The following is a 14,809-nucleotide window of genomic DNA, read 5'->3' as shown; positions in this document are numbered from 1 at the left end:
ATTAATCCTATTCTGGTTGCTGCACCAGCCTCCAATAATATTCAGTGCCGTAGAAAGGATGTTTTCAATGGAAGTAGTCATTGAAAGAGCATGTGGTATGGATGTTCATAAAGACAACATTACTGCATGTATTATTACTCCACAAGGAAAGGAGGTTCAAACGTTTTCTACCAAAACAGTTTTTCTATTAAAACTGCTCGATTGGATCAAACAACATCAATGTACTCATGTTGCCATGGAGAGTACGAGTGTATATTGGAAGCCAATTGTAAATTTATTAGAAGCTGAAGATATTGAGTTTTTAGTTGTGAACGCTCAACACATGAAGGCTGTCCCCGGACGCAAAACAGATGTTAAGGATGCAGAATGGATTGCCAAAATTCTTCGTCATGGACTGTTGAAAGCTAGTTACATTCCAGATCGTAATCAACGGGAACTACGTGAACTCGTTCGATATCGTCGGAGTATCATTGAGGAACGTGCAAGACAAATCAATCGAATCCAAAAGGTATTAGAAGGAGCGAACATTAAATTGGGTTCAGTTGTTTCAGACGTTTTGGGTGTTTCAGCTCGAGATATGCTTGACGCTATTGCCGAAGGCGAAGAGGATCCTGAAAAACTAGCAAACTTTGCACGCCGCTCAATGAAAAAGAAGAAAGATGAACTGGAACTCGCACTTAAAGGTTATATTCAATCCCATCAACGTCTAATGTTAAAAACGATTTTAAGACATATTGACTTTTTGACTGAAGAGATTGAGATGCTCGATCAAGAAGTAGCGAAAAGAGTACGTACCAACCAAGAAGATGTGGAACGATTAGATTCTATTCCTGGTATAGCCACCAGGATGGCTGAGCAAATTTTAGCTGAAATCGGCACTGATATTACGAAACAATTCCCAAGTGCAGCCCATATGTGTTCTTGGGCAGGTTTGGTTCCTGGACAAAACGAAAGTGCCGGGAAAAGGAAATCGGCTAAAACAAAAAAAGGAAATAAGTATTTGAGATCCGCATTAACTGAAGCAGCTCAATCAGTAAAAGGTTCGAAGAACTATCTCGGAGCACTGTATAGGCGTACAGCATCACGAAAAGGAAAAAGAGAGCAGGAATTGTCGTCGCTCATGCCATGTTACGTATCTCTTATTATCTCTTAACACGGAAAGAAATGTATGTAGACTTAGGAGAAGACTACTTTGATAAACAGAGACAGCAATCCATTGTTCGGCATTCACTTCGAAGACTTGAAGGTTTAGGATACAGGGTTACTCTACAAGAACCCGAAGCTTCTTAATCTATTCAACTGAAATCCATGGATCAATGAATTAGGCGCTCTCCCCTTTTTTAAAAATGAATGAGCTGCGTCTTCTTTAGTATTGCCTTTTTTACTGAGTTACAGAAGTTAATTTTCATGGTAGTTTAACAAGCAACATCTCAATAATGTCGCATTTTTCTCGTTTTACGTACGTAATCTTTGTACGCACCATTTTGTTATCGTTAAAATTAACAAAAAAGTGGAAATACCGTAATGAAAGAGAAGCCCCTCCAAAAAAGAGGTCTAGCCGTTTCCCAGTCATTTGCACTGTCTGTAGCCACACCTCCAATGAAATAAGCCAATGGCAAAGCGACAAATACAAAAAGAAAACAAATAACGAGTTGTTTTTTGGTCGTGCTTTTTTCTTTTTGACGCTCATTGCTTGGTTTAAATCCTAGAACTATCCAGATTAGGAGTGATAAGGGAATACTAATAATAGATAGTATCTGAATTGCCATATTTATGATTTCTACTAAATCTTTCATTTCACACCTCTTTCAGAAGTCATTTCACTCTTCAACCAAGAATTGAATATGTAAATATGGTTTAGCCCCAGTAGTAGTCAAAAAATACATACCAATTAGGATAAACATTTTCACCAAAACTCCTATGAAAAGACGTTTCAATATAAGTCCCCCTATTATATTTATTGTAAACTTATTTACTTAATTGTCTAAATTCCTCAACCATACCTCATATTCCTTCTTCCACTAACCTGCCACGTTAGTGCAATATGAAAGGGATCACAGTACCGACCACTTGTTTAACTCTTGCACACTTTACTTTAAGTACAGGACTTCACAATCTTTTTTTACACCTCATTAAACTCAATCCCTAAATGTGTTGTACATGCAAAAAGACGCCTTCTTATTTAAGAAAAGCGCCCGACTGTTGAACAATGAAATATGCGAAAGATCGCTCTGCAAATACGTTCTAATTTATTTGACTAACACACCCGTTTAGCCATCCATAAAGCAGGAAAATCACCCGCTTCACCATAGAGAATGAAAAGGGCTTCACACCGTCAATACTGCTTCTACAGCTGGGCGAGGAAGGTCGCTGAATTATGGTGCTTTAGGACCAATCAACGCCACCCCAAGAGGATTGCAACTTTCGCAACAGAACAATTTGGCCGAGATGATACGTATCGTGCATCATGATATTGCTGAGTAAACGCTCAATAGAGTACCTGTTAGCTGCATACGGAGCTTTTAACTTTTCATCGTCAAGGTCCGCAATGACCGTTTTTAATTTATTCATGACTTCATTAAGGCGATGCACTGTCTGGGCCCACCCAATTTCGTCTTCTGGATCCCCCGGATTTCCAAAGGTTTCTTCATTGTCTTCTGCCTTATGCGGATTCTCTGTGCCCTTAATTCGATGGATTACGTCTTCATTCCAAAATATCAAGTGGTTGACAATCTGCCAAATCGAATTGCTGATTCCCGAACTTGTCCATGCTGCCTCAGCTGCGATGACTCCATGAAGCGCCTGATCCATGGATGCAAACCAATCATTCTCATGGCAATGCATGTCGAGTTGTTCTAAAAACATTTTGGTTACAACTTGCATACAACCAATCTCCTCACTGTTTAGTGTAATCTTTCAAAGTTAAAAGACAAGAAAAAATCTGACTATAGTATAAATTAATCGGTCCTAAAAAGGTAAAAACCAAATCCAAGTGGTCCCTTCCATATTGGACATACCTTTCTTCCAGCTTCTAATTCTCTCCAACATGGCAGGGTAATCCGAAATTTCCGGGTGATGATAACAATAATCCTCAATCAATTTCGAAAAAAGCCATTCATACGCATAAAATAACCTTCATTTTCGACTGTCGGCCAAATAACGAAAAAATATTCTCTATGAAATACTCCATTCTTTTATTTTGAGAATATACAACAAAACCATGATCACTATGACTTATTCGGCTAATCCAGCTTTTATTCCTTCATCATGAAAAATAAAGTACCCTATTGGGCAGACCTTTTTAAGTGTCTACTCTATAGGGTACATTTTATTTTTCTGGTTGACCTGTTGGCTAAACGACATACCTGGCCTTTGATTTTATAAGTGGCTTAATTCATATAATGCTTTGGCATAGATGGCTGTCGCTTTGATTAAATCATCGATTTCTATAAATTCATCAATTTGGTGAGAGCTATCTACCTTACCAGGGAAAGAGCACCGTAAGCCACTGCATTTTTCATTAACGCTGCATATGTTCCCCCGCCCGATGTTAAAAGTGTAGGTTCATCCCCTGTACTCGATTGATAAGCCGATTGTAGTGTTTTAATCATTGGATGATCGGCAGGGATATAATGTGTAGAGAATTGTTGCGCATCAGCGATTGTAAAATGGCAGGTCTCAGCTTTTTTCGTGATTATTTCAATGGTATGTTGGTAATCATTATTTAATGGGAATCGAATGTTCAACTGAATTGAGCCACCAGCTGTATGATTGTAATTAAAAATGCCGGCATTAACCGTTAAAGGTCCGAGCACATCTTCACTGTATTGGATTCCCAACTTTTCCCCCATTGGATATTCGGAAGTACTCGTTGTTAAATCCTTAACACTCGCAATACGCAATAAGCCTTCCAAGTCCTTTAAAAGATCATCTTTTCTTTTTTCCACTTCTGCCAGCCAATTGATTTCCATTACAACCTCAACTCCCTTCTCAATTATATTAATTTATCAAACTGAATGTATAAAAAATCCTGATTAAATAAAGATATCAAAATGGTTAATTCGGCCTTATAACGATTCACCTAAGATGAATCAATAACATTATCTTTATAAAATAATGGAAACAAGCAGTAAAGCCATTACCATACTTAATATGATGTATCCTATATACTTTGGCTGCCCTTTGTAAAGTAGGTTGTTAAAACCACAAATAATTAATGATAGCGAAATAAATGGCAACGACATTAGTAAACCCATTCCAACAATGAGGCTTATAGTATAAATGAATAACACAGATAAGACGGTTATTAAATTTCGATCATTTTTTTGCTTTTTAGTTAAATATTTGATTTTAATTATTCCCGAACCCCCTTTACCCTTACCCTTCCTTTTCAATAGAAAGAATAATCCCATCCACATCCCCACAGAAACATCGGTAAAAAGTTGTTTATATTATACTAACCTACGGTCTACTGCAACAACGAATGCCATTAATAAAGTCACTTAAAATGTACAGAATACGGGTTCAAATGAATATCATTCAATGCCAAAAAAGGAGGGGTTAACCTAATGAGTCTTCTTCATCCTTCTCTACTAACCTGCCAGTTAGTTCAACAAGAAAAAGCTGCCTCAGTGACAGCTCTGATCTTAAACTCAAGCACCCGTTAGTTTAAGTGAAAATGTTCACAATTAGGAAACAATTTTATATCAAAATAGAGCCTTGTTTATTCACTGTTTACTTATCTAATTTTGGAATGTCCTTAGTATAACCTCCTGCATCAAAGATAACCTATCTTTGGGAGGTGCTAAACATTGGGTCAAAAATTTGAAATAAACCTTATAAAATTCCTTTATTTCTGTGGTATTAGTTCTTTTATATACTTAATAAAAAAAACACTTGCAAAGGACTGGCTCCTTGTTTTCTTTATAAAAAGTTACTATGCATCATTGGTCGATAATCTGGTTGTAAAAAGAGGCTATGTTCAATATCCCACCCGATTTCCAAAACAAGTTAAAACAAGCGTGTTGTTTGATTACATACTTTTCCCAATTACTTGTGTCTTTAAAATCAACTAATTAAGGATTCCCGCATCATTCAGTGCCTTTTAAAAGTTCTGTATTTCAGTATACCTATGACTATTGCTGAGCTATGGTTAGAAAAAAATACACGTCTTATTAAATATAAAAATGGATGGAATTGGACAACTACTTTTTATTCTCTCTCTTTTTCCTTAGTATTGGTTAGATTTACAATGTCTGTTATAAGACGTATCTTCAATAATAAATACGATTTATCTTAGATGGAGGTTGTTAATCAACAATAAGAGTCAAAAAGAATATAGGAACATTTGAAGAAGGATTAAATCTGCATATTTGTTTCAATTATTCACAATTTCTTCTCTATATTAACTTAAATATCCTACTGATTTTCTGTTAATAAGCACCGAAAACGGTCGTTTATGAATATAAAACACTCAGAACATAAACTGCTTAGCATAGAAAAATCAGTGGCTTTTCCTTCCCCAAAATGTTTTAGCGTATAATATACCCGTTTTGTCGGCAGGACCCCAATAATAGACACTTTGAAATAGATACAGCTTGAAGTTTTCATTTTCTTTTCCTAAGTTGTATGGGTTAACCCTATGCCCTTTTAAGCAAAATATATCGAATATTTATTAGCTATACCTTATGAATGAATTTTCACTACATTATGATTAACCCAGCCATTTAATCAGCGTTTTTCCTATTCTTAAAAAAACTATTAAAGAATGATTCATTTTATATTTGGAATAATACCTTTGTATTTGTGTATTTAGTCAAAAAGGAGGGAACCAAAAATGGACATTCAAAAATTAGCCGATCATGAATCATTGGATTTACATGAAGTTATTAATTTCAAAACCCTTTGCTTAGCGAAATCAAAACTAATGCAAGGATTGGTATTTGATCAGGATTTGAGAGCATTAATGCAAAAAGATGTTGAACAATCCATGCAAGCGCTTGGAGAATTACAGGCCATTTATCAACGTGCACCTTTTGAAGCTCCTGTTCCTCAAAACCGGCCAACACCAATAATAAATTGAAAGGAAGGCAAATTCATTGAACAATGACTATTTAGACCCTATAAACTCGCTACACGTACCAGAGCTAGCAGATACCACATTTGCGATGGATTTACTTCTTCGTGCCAAAGAAGGTGTGCGCAATATTGCGGTTGCATTAACGGAGTCCGCATCACCTGATGTTAGAACCCTCTTACGAAACCAGTTAATGCAAGGGATTGCCATGCACCAAGAAATTACAGAATTAATGATTAGTAAAAAATGGTTCCATCCATACGAATTAAGTGAACAATATCAATTAGACCAACTCTCTGCCAACAATACTTTGATGATTGGCAAAATGAATCTATTTCCTGTTGAGACCAATAGAAAAGGTATGTTTGACCGGACACCTGATGAACACTAACACTGGAGGCTGTAACCAATGAAGGCAGTAACGTATCAAGGTATTAAAAATGTTGTAGTCAAAGAAGTTCCAGATCCAAAGATTGAAAAACCAGATGACATGATTATTAAAGTAACGAGTACAGCTATATGTGGGTCTGATTTACATTTAATTCATGGCATGATTCCTAACCTGCAAGAAAACTATGTTATTGGCCATGAACCAATGGGAATCGTCGAAGAAGTTGGTCCAGGTGTGACTAAGCTAAAAAAGGGAGATCGTGTCATTATTCCTTTTAATATAGCATGCGGTGAATGCTCTTACTGTAAAAACCATTTGGAAAGCCAATGTGATAATTCTAATGATAATGGTGATATGGGTGCCTATTTCGGATATTCTGGTACGACGGGTGGCTATCCAGGCGGGCAAGCTGAATATTTAAGAGTGCCGTTTGCAAACTTTACTCATTTCAAAATTCCAGAGACTTGTGAAGAACCAGATGAAAAGTTAGCAGTTATTGCCGATGCGATGACTACTGGTTTTTGGAGTGTTGACAATGCAGGCGTAAAGGATGGAGATACAGTTATTGTTCTTGGCTGTGGTCCGGTTGGTCTTTTTGCTCAAAAATTCTGTTGGCTAAAAGGGGCAAAGCGAGTCATTGCCGTTGATTATGTCAATTATCGCCTGCAGCACGCCAAGCGCACCAACAAAGTAGAAATTGTTAACTTTGAGGACCATGAGAATGTAGGAAGTTACCTGAAGGAAATCACCAAAGGAGGTGCGGATGTTGTCATTGATGCAGTTGGTATGGACGGTAAAATGACTGATATGGAGTTCCTTGCGAGCGGAATGAAGCTTCAAGGCGGAGCATTAAGTGCGGTTATCATGGCTTCACAAGCAGTGCGTAAAGGCGGGACAATTCAAATTACTGGCGTTTACGGCGGCAGATATAATGGTTTCCCTCTTGGAGATATTATGCAGCGAAATATCAATATCCGCTCTGGGCAAGCACCTGTGATTCATTATATGCCATATATGTTTGAATTAGTTTTGACCGGAAAAATTGATCCAGGAGATGTCGTAAGTCATGTACTTCCACTTAGTGAAGCAAAGCGTGGCTATGAGATTTTTGACACAAAAATGGATGATTGTATAAAAGTCGTGTTGAAACCTTGAGGAAGGAGGTATAAAAAATGAACTACGCCTTACATGAAGTTCTTGAGGTCCATGAGATGGCTGCATTTAAGACCACTTGTTTAACTAAATCCAAAACGATGAAAGCGTTAGTTAAAGATCAGCTATTAAAAGATATTATGCAGCAAGACATTGATGTATCTACGAGACAATTACAAGAATATGCTTCTATCCTTTCCAACGCTAAGCAGTAAATTAGGAGATGAATGAACATGAATCCAATCATTGAAACTTTAACTGGCATGGACGCACTATCGGATCAAGTGGTTGCAATGGATCTACTCATTTCAGCTAAAAGTGGAATTAGAAATTATGCCATGGCAGTTACGGAGGCAGGAACACCGGAAATTAAAGAAATGCTCACTCGCCATTTAGTGGAAGCTCTTGATATGCATGAACAAATATCCGCATATATGGTAGAAAAAGGATGGTACCATGCTTGGGATACAAACGAACAGATCAGTTTGGATTTAAATAATATCAATACAGCATTGAACTTACCGACATTATAAAAAATTCCCAGGAACAGTTTAACACTCACCAAATATACTGTTCCTATTAAACCATTTTGAGTTTATTTGGCAGAAGTAAATAAAGTTAATACTTCTTGCTTACTCGTGTTTGTTTTACACTATATAATTAAAACAATTAATTGACTATTTTATTATGAAAAGGTCGGAGCAGGAAATTCATCAATTTTGATACGAAGTAAACTATAAGGTTTCTGTCGTAAGTCTTTTCCATAATGAAATCTAGGCTGCCGATGTAATTGGTTCACAATGACATACAAATATTGATCCGGACCAATTGAAAAAGTATCCGGCCACAAAATTCTCGGATCATGTGCGATAGTTTCCATTATGCCATTTGGCAATATCTTACGGATACTGTTGTTTTCATAATCTCCAGTATAAACAGTTCCCTTTGCATCGGTGATCATTCCATCAGACGCACCTTTTTCTCCCCAATACTCCACATGATAAGGTAAATCCATGTCCGGTATCGTTCTGTCTCTCAGGGCTTCTGTTGAGATCGAGAACAAATGACGACTGGTTAGTGGAGCAAAATATAATATCTTTCCATCGGGAGAAATCGCAAGACTATCAGACGCCAATCTAAATGGAGAAGTTGAACCGTCTTTGTTTCGATTCATTAAAATTTGACCTTCTACTTTCGGTAAAAAATAGGGATCGGGTGAAGTTGAATTTGCCCCATTTAACCCTCTAAACGCGTTTCCATTTGATAAATCTACGACGATAATAGCTCCTGGTCCTCTTGAAGAAGAATCCGTTATATAGGCATAACCTGCTATTCCAACACGAAAATCAAAACGGACATCATTCAGATAAGTTGTAGGCAGGACAACATCTTCTGTAAAGGTATATACTTTTCTTATTGTATTGGTTTCTAAATCAACAGCGACTAATTTTGCCCCCCCTTTAATAGGTTCAGAAAAATTGGGTGCCGCTGTATCTAATATCCAAAGCGTTCCCCTTCCATCAGCAACTACACTTTGGACACTGATGAAAGTCATTGTGATATTCTCGGGGTTAACCAAATTGGTTTGTAAATTAGGATAAGGCTGCAATTTATCCTCAACAATTTCTGCCACCGTAAATTTAACAACGTCTCCCCATTTCGGAAAGCAAATGAAAATACGACCGGTTTCTGAAACAGTAACACCTGTAGGCATAGCCCCATAAAATGCATAAACTAGTTCTAAATTACCGAAATATTTTTCACTAGGTAACATAGGTTTCATAATATCCTCCTCAAGCATTCAAACGGGATATCTCCTATATATGATTTATATTTTTTCTAGTGCATGTTTCTTAATAAGTTTTTCTATACGAAAAGATGATTGAATTGATTGTTTTCGAAATTTAATAAGTAAGTCTGTCTGTCAGAAGAAAGGAAACATTTTAATTTAAAGGTCTCTAGATGAAGTAGAATTCAATTAGCAGGTAGCGAAGTTCAATATTCCCGAATCAACGTTAAGCTGTTATAAATAAAAATTGGGAAAATTTGCTTTTTTAACTTTGTGAAGAAATGTACTTAAGCTAAACTGCCTCGTTAGTTCAACAAGAAAAAGCTGCCTTAATGACAGCTCTGATCTTAAACTCAAGCACCCGTTAGTTTAAGTGCAATTATTCACAAACTTACTATCGCAAAATAACTGCCTTCTCAATTCCTTATTTCAGGTAATTCGTCTTTAACTTGTATAATTCATGTTACTTTCTTATAAGCTTTAGTGTCCAAGGTAGAACCACCCAAAAAACCAACAAATAAAAAGGAATTGAGTAGAAAGGTTTCCACCTTTTTAATTTTAGAAATCTTAATTTTCCTAATATATATTCAACAAGAAAGGATGCTAATGAAAAGAGAAGAACCCTTATTAATTTTGTAGGAGTATTATATCGATTTAGAAATAAGATTGCAGATGTAGCTGGTCCAATCACAAACATAAATATATCAGGTAAACCGCCAATTGAGGGCTTACCTGAATCCATTAAATCCAATATAAAAAAAAAGATAATGTTTGCCATCCACCCGAAAAACCACCCATTCCAAAAAGTAAGAACCACTCTCTCCGTGAGATATTTTTAGTTGTAGTTATAGAAAGATAAAGCAAAATTGAACCTGTTAGGTAAATAAACCACGAACCTTTTGCATATATATCCAACCTTTTTAAACACCATTCCAATACATCCTTTATCCCCTTTCCACAAGAATTACTAAACTCGCCCGAAATCTGCATTATATCTTATTATGTTCTTTGTTAACCCTTTTTTAGTTTTATCCGTTGTTATACTAACCTACCAATATATACAGTATGATTTTTGACCGTAATCATCGTAAAGAACGAAACAAAAACAGTCCTTTTCTATCTTTGTTTACTAGTTATCTTCAGTAAGTAATTATAGTTTTCAATGTAAACAACGATAGGACTTTACTTGGAGAGGTGGTATGATAGGCTCTTTTGCCTGATGAAACAACTGCTTCAGCCTTTCAAGACAAATCGTACCCACAGAGGCTCCATGTCAAGTCCTTAAACGCCATTCTACGGTTACATATAAACAATGAAAAGGTGCATCATATCAATGATTTTTTGCTGATACTGTATATATGGTCAGGTTTCTTGAATAAGAAAATGGCTTTACCCCTTTTTGAAGTAAAGCACCCGTTCGCGTAAGTACATTTTTTCACAAACTTCTTAATATCAAAAAAGTCTTTTCTTTTATTAATAATTTTCTAACTCATTATTTAAGTCCCTTAAAATTACATCTATTTCGACCACTGCTGTATCATTGTCTGTAGGGAATATCGATGGTTTAACTCTATCTTCATTAATAAACTCAGCCAATTCAATTGGCTCAGCTTTGAAGTTACTCCACTCATAATCTGCACAGTTTATCACAAATTCTTTTTTGGGAAAGAAAGGAATCAACATATTTCCATCATCATCCTGTGAAGTTGCCCAACCATCATCATATAGCCCCCAAACTTCCTCATAATCTACGACCTTTTTAATAGGCTCTGTTAAAACTTTGTTGATTTGCTTAAAATTAAAAGCTTGGCATTTTTTCGCCAAGCTTTACCCTTTTCTTAATAAGTTTTTAATCAATATCCCTATAACAACACCAGGGATAACACACAACATTGGAAACCACACTGTTCCTAACAGGTATCCGAATACCTTTATTCCTGAAGAAATCATAAGCCCCACTGTTACAAGGTAAGCAGAAGACACAAACGGTAGGAAAGAATAAGGTTCTTTATCTCCACCTGCATCTTTATATGCATCCCACATCGCAAAAAAGTATACACACGGATAAAACATAAGCCATTGGTATTCTGAGCGTGCAAAGGTTTTTTCAATTTCCCCATTAAAACTAAGCATGATTACTTCGTTAAAATGGGATTGAACGTTTATAACAAATTCCAATAGGATAAAAAGAATTCCTTTGAAATACTTTCCGTTAAGCATTTGCCCAAAACCAGGAAAAGCAATGCTCCATAACAATTTTTCTTTTGGATTCACATTTTTCAAACCTCAATCGGATGCCAATTTTTTTCTATCAACGGCATGTGGCGGTTGTTCCATCCAGCCTTTTTCAACAAAAATTTTTGCTGCCCCTTCAACAAATTGGAAGACTTGCATTAACGACTTGGTATACATTAGCCCAATATCATGCCTTCCGTTAACTGCTTCTGAATTTCCAAATGCTCTTATTTTCATTGAAAACATATCCATTTTATGAAATAACATTAATTTATCTGAAAAGGGTGAAAAAGTTGATGTTGTCACCAAATCGTCCAAAAAAGAAGGCGTAGGTAGATTTTCATCATGTAGCTTTTGCATATAGTGTTCAATGTTTGTGGAGGTCATATCCCTACCCCACTCAAACAATTTTCGAATCTCTTCATCCTTTACAACTTGGGCAAACGCCATAATGAGTGCTTTACTAGTTATGTTATTTTCAATATTATCGTACAGATGAGCAATTTCTAATGCATGTAAGGAACGCACATGTCCCAAGAAGCCATTTAAAAAATCCTGATGAACAAACTCCACCTTTTCAGGGATTGGAATTAAAGGAGGTTTGATGATAAACCCCTTATTCATCAATATTTCATTGATTTGCTCCATTAAATCCATTGTGGCATCCATACAATACCTAAAGAATTCTTTTACATCCTTTCTAATGATGAGGGGTATTGCCACATTATAGATACTCATTCCCGCTTTTCCTGCGTATTTCAAATAATGAACATAGTATTGGTCTTGAAATAAACGTGGAGCTCCAAGGTTTACATCTTCTTCCCCAAATCCTTTAGGAATAGGGAAACTCTCCTTTTCGAATATTTCCTTAGTTGATTTCATGAACTCCAGGCTCAATTTTAATGCATTTTCTAATAAAGTTTTTATATCCTTATCTTCAACATGTTGGAGATAATAACTTATAATGCACTTTGACATGCTGTTCCCCATATAGGTTGCCCAAAGTTTGCCCATTTCTGCTGACGTTAATTTTTCACTAGTTTCTTCTTTGTATGAACCTAATTTAATTGGCTTAATCGTTTCCATGGTTACTCCCTTCTTGCACGCTTTTGATTAGTATTCCCTTCATTTGGAATCATACTCAACAGTTAAACTAATCAAAACCATCAAAACCTAATAGGGAGATTTATACCAGGTAATTTTGTACGCTCAGTCAATCAAGCAATAACAAGCTTGGACTTTCTAAGGGTTTCAAAAGTCTCTTCAACAGGGAAAAGACAAGCGTAAATAAGCTAAAGGTTTTGATGATTTTTCCTCATCTCAATTCGATTCCTTCTTCAACTATCCTGCCCCGTTAGCCATCCATGAAGCGCAAAAATCATCGCTTCACCACAGAGAATGAAAATGGATTAGGCAGTCTATACTGTTTTAATGCTGGCGAAGAAGGTCTTTGAACTATGGTGCCTTTGAGCCCATCCGTTAGTCTGACTCCAACGACCACGGTGTACCACCGACTGTCGCGCCCATTTAGGGGTAGCACTTATGGGAGATTAATCCTTTTTCTGGTTGTTGCGCCAGCTTTCCTGATTTTATATTAAATAGAAAGGTATTACTATTTCGATTTACCAGATAGCCTTATACTCTTTCTTCAAGAGGCTCAGCCTTTTTTAAAAACTGGTTTTTCTGGGTCTATTTTTTCATGCCCTTTTTTCATTTTTTATTTTCATGGGAGTTCAACAAGAAAAAGCTGCCTCAATGACAGTTCTGAATCTTAAACCCAAGCACCCGTTAGTGAATAAGCCATTTTCTTTTATTACACATTATGTTCGAATTACTTATTAATGTTATTCATATATAATTTGATTTCAATTATAATGAAATCTATAAATTCTAAGGAGAGAGTATATGATTCATATTTTTTGGTATTGCTACTTAGGGATTCTAGCAATAGCTGCGATTGGAATACTCATAAGTCATTATAAAACAACTCTTGGTATATTAGATTTTGTATTTTCTATAATCACTTGGATAGGTTTATTTGGTTATGTTACTAATACCCAGTTACTTAATCCTCTTGTATGGAAATTTGTATTCGTAAGTGGTTTATTATGGGATGTTTTCTTTAGTTTCAAAAAGTTCAATGAAAGGGTAAAAGATGATGATGATACACCTCAATCCATTAAACTAGCAATTATCGGAATTACATTTATTATTTTAGTCGGACCTTTATATTACGGCTTATTTAATTATGCTTTTAAATAAAGGGATTATTTTTTTCTTTCGGTCAATAACCCTAACAAAATAAAAAATATTATATTTACTATTATTAGAAAGATATTTACCCTTTACATAAGTACCCATTAGGGTACTTTGTTTATTTTTGGGACCATATATCGTTCCTTTGCAATATCTTCAAATATGAATAAAGAGAATGGCTTGCCCTCTTCTTCCACTAACCTGCTTCATTTTTATTCTTCTTCCACTATCCTGCAACTCAATTAGAAAAAGACTGCCATTTTTGGCAGTCAGATAATTAAGTAGAGCACCTGTCTTTTGGAGTTAAAAGTTAATTAATTTTTCCTTAAATTCTCCTAAAACTTTCTTCCGTTTTTCATAATCTTTAGTATCTGCCTCTTCCCAAAGCTCAAGGTCTGCACCACGTTCAATTAAGTCTATAGCCGTTTTACGCACTTGTTCTTGTAGGCATTTTTTCTTTATTTGACTGGCTGAAAGACCAATATAAACTAAAGACATTACCTCCAAATTCTCTTCGAGATTAAACTCATCCAAATATTCCTCCAAGATTAGCTGCGTGGCTTCTTCAGGTGTATTTCCTTCATCCAAGTAGTCAATAAAACTATCTCTCACATCACAAGTCGTATCATCATCAAATATTCCTGTTCCCCAAGCACCCACACTAACACTCCTTAATTTTTAACTTTACTTTTTATAATAATTCAATAAAGAGATTGGAATTTCCTTCTTCCACTAACCTGCCACGTTCGTATTATAAGGTCAGCCAGATATTTCTAGTTGACAATTTTTTATATGGTTTTATTATAACGGTAGCCGGGGTAGAACGTACCTGCCCGTGGGACAAAGATCCCGTCAGCTAAACAGTTCGCCCCCTACTTGCTTAAACATGATTTGGCTGGTTGGGACCATG

General features: G+C 36.0%; 17 protein-coding genes and 1 pseudogene. 9 read left to right on the top strand and 9 right to left on the bottom strand.

Annotated features, from left to right (window positions below; translation table 11 throughout):
• The first annotated feature begins 67 nt into the window (after positions 1-67).
• Positions 68-1,290 (top strand): annotated as a pseudogene (locus KW850_RS31470) (IS110 family RNA-guided transposase).
• A 209-nt stretch (positions 1,291-1,499) separates the two neighbouring features.
• Here KW850_RS31470 and KW850_RS31465 read toward each other — a convergent pair.
• The 3 genes from KW850_RS31465 to KW850_RS31455 all read right to left on the bottom strand — a co-directional run bounded on the left by KW850_RS31465 (position 1,500) and on the right by KW850_RS31455 (position 3,971).
• Complete coding sequence (locus tag KW850_RS31465; RefSeq protein WP_218351568.1) at positions 1,500-1,796, bottom strand: hypothetical protein; 297 nt, start codon at positions 1,794-1,796, stop codon at positions 1,500-1,502.
• Positions 1,797-2,385: 589 nt separating this feature from the next.
• Positions 2,386-2,883 carry a DinB family protein gene (locus KW850_RS31460; RefSeq protein ID WP_218351567.1) on the bottom strand — a complete coding sequence of 166 codons (498 nt, stop codon included), beginning with the start codon at positions 2,881-2,883 and terminating at the stop codon, positions 2,386-2,388.
• A 593-nt stretch (positions 2,884-3,476) separates the two neighbouring features.
• Positions 3,477-3,971, bottom strand: coding sequence for a zinc-binding metallopeptidase family protein (locus KW850_RS31455; RefSeq protein ID WP_256358568.1), 495 nt, complete (start codon positions 3,969-3,971; stop codon positions 3,477-3,479).
• An 840-nt stretch (positions 3,972-4,811) separates the two neighbouring features.
• On the opposite strand from KW850_RS31455, the gene KW850_RS34460 reads away from it, so the two are divergent.
• The 7 genes from KW850_RS34460 to KW850_RS31430 all read left to right on the top strand — a co-directional run bounded on the left by KW850_RS34460 (position 4,812) and on the right by KW850_RS31430 (position 8,152).
• Positions 4,812-5,075 carry a CBO0543 family protein gene (locus KW850_RS34460; RefSeq protein WP_374226406.1) on the top strand — a complete coding sequence of 88 codons (264 nt, stop codon included), beginning with the start codon at positions 4,812-4,814 and terminating at the stop codon, positions 5,073-5,075.
• Positions 5,075-5,299 carry a CBO0543 family protein gene (locus KW850_RS34455; protein WP_374226407.1) on the top strand — a complete coding sequence of 75 codons (225 nt, stop codon included), beginning with the start codon at positions 5,075-5,077 and terminating at the stop codon, positions 5,297-5,299. The genes KW850_RS34460 and KW850_RS34455 overlap by 1 nt, the downstream gene beginning before the upstream one ends.
• A 537-nt stretch (positions 5,300-5,836) precedes the next feature.
• Positions 5,837-6,082, top strand: coding sequence for a spore gernimation protein GerQ (locus KW850_RS31450; protein ID WP_119118489.1), 246 nt, complete (start codon positions 5,837-5,839; stop codon positions 6,080-6,082).
• Between the two features lie 16 nt (positions 6,083-6,098).
• Positions 6,099-6,467 (top strand): spore coat protein, encoded by a 369-nt coding sequence (locus KW850_RS31445; RefSeq protein WP_101648872.1) that lies wholly within the window; start codon positions 6,099-6,101, stop codon positions 6,465-6,467.
• Between the two features lie 18 nt (positions 6,468-6,485).
• A complete protein-coding gene (locus tag KW850_RS31440) occupies positions 6,486-7,622 on the top strand; it encodes a zinc-dependent alcohol dehydrogenase (protein WP_218351566.1) in 1,137 nt (378 codons plus the stop codon).
• A 17-nt stretch (positions 7,623-7,639) separates the two neighbouring features.
• The gene (locus KW850_RS31435; RefSeq protein ID WP_218351565.1) at positions 7,640-7,834 is read left to right on the top strand and encodes a hypothetical protein; all 195 of its coding nucleotides are present in this window, start codon (positions 7,640-7,642) and stop codon (positions 7,832-7,834) included.
• An 18-nt stretch (positions 7,835-7,852) separates the two neighbouring features.
• Positions 7,853-8,152, top strand: a complete 300-nt coding sequence (locus KW850_RS31430; protein WP_066400456.1) for a spore coat protein — start codon at positions 7,853-7,855, stop codon at positions 8,150-8,152.
• Between the two features lie 152 nt (positions 8,153-8,304).
• On the opposite strand, the gene KW850_RS31425 is transcribed toward KW850_RS31430, so the two are convergent.
• The 5 genes from KW850_RS31425 to KW850_RS31405 form a co-directional block, all read right to left on the bottom strand.
• Positions 8,305-9,402: an L-dopachrome tautomerase-related protein gene (locus tag KW850_RS31425; protein ID WP_218351564.1), complete on the bottom strand. Its 1,098-nt coding sequence runs from the start codon at positions 9,400-9,402 to the stop codon at positions 8,305-8,307.
• Positions 9,403-9,871: 469 nt separating this feature from the next.
• The gene (locus tag KW850_RS31420) at positions 9,872-10,186 is read right to left on the bottom strand and encodes a hypothetical protein (protein WP_218351563.1); all 315 of its coding nucleotides are present in this window, start codon (positions 10,184-10,186) and stop codon (positions 9,872-9,874) included.
• A gap of 695 nt (positions 10,187-10,881) precedes the next feature.
• Positions 10,882-11,232 (bottom strand): DUF2750 domain-containing protein, encoded by a 351-nt coding sequence (locus KW850_RS31415; protein ID WP_218351562.1) that lies wholly within the window; start codon positions 11,230-11,232, stop codon positions 10,882-10,884.
• A 3-nt stretch (positions 11,233-11,235) separates the two neighbouring features.
• Complete coding sequence (locus KW850_RS31410) at positions 11,236-11,682, bottom strand: hypothetical protein (RefSeq protein ID WP_218351561.1); 447 nt, start codon at positions 11,680-11,682, stop codon at positions 11,236-11,238.
• Positions 11,683-11,694: 12 nt separating this feature from the next.
• A complete protein-coding gene (locus KW850_RS31405; RefSeq protein WP_218351560.1) occupies positions 11,695-12,729 on the bottom strand; it encodes a DUF3231 family protein in 1,035 nt (344 codons plus the stop codon).
• 819 nt (positions 12,730-13,548) lie between these two features.
• Between KW850_RS31405 and KW850_RS31400 the strand changes: the two genes are divergently transcribed.
• Positions 13,549-13,905, top strand: a complete 357-nt coding sequence (locus KW850_RS31400; protein ID WP_218351559.1) for a hypothetical protein — start codon at positions 13,549-13,551, stop codon at positions 13,903-13,905.
• A gap of 297 nt (positions 13,906-14,202) precedes the next feature.
• Here the strand turns inward: KW850_RS31400 and KW850_RS31395 are convergent, their stop codons facing one another.
• Positions 14,203-14,559 carry a DUF4259 domain-containing protein gene (locus KW850_RS31395; protein ID WP_218351558.1) on the bottom strand — a complete coding sequence of 119 codons (357 nt, stop codon included), beginning with the start codon at positions 14,557-14,559 and terminating at the stop codon, positions 14,203-14,205.
• Between the last annotated feature and the right edge of the window lie 250 nt (positions 14,560-14,809).

The organism is Bacillus sp. sid0103 (assembly GCF_019219025.1).
Note: the sequence above shows the minus strand (reverse complement) of the source record. Positions and strands in the feature narration are given on the sequence as shown.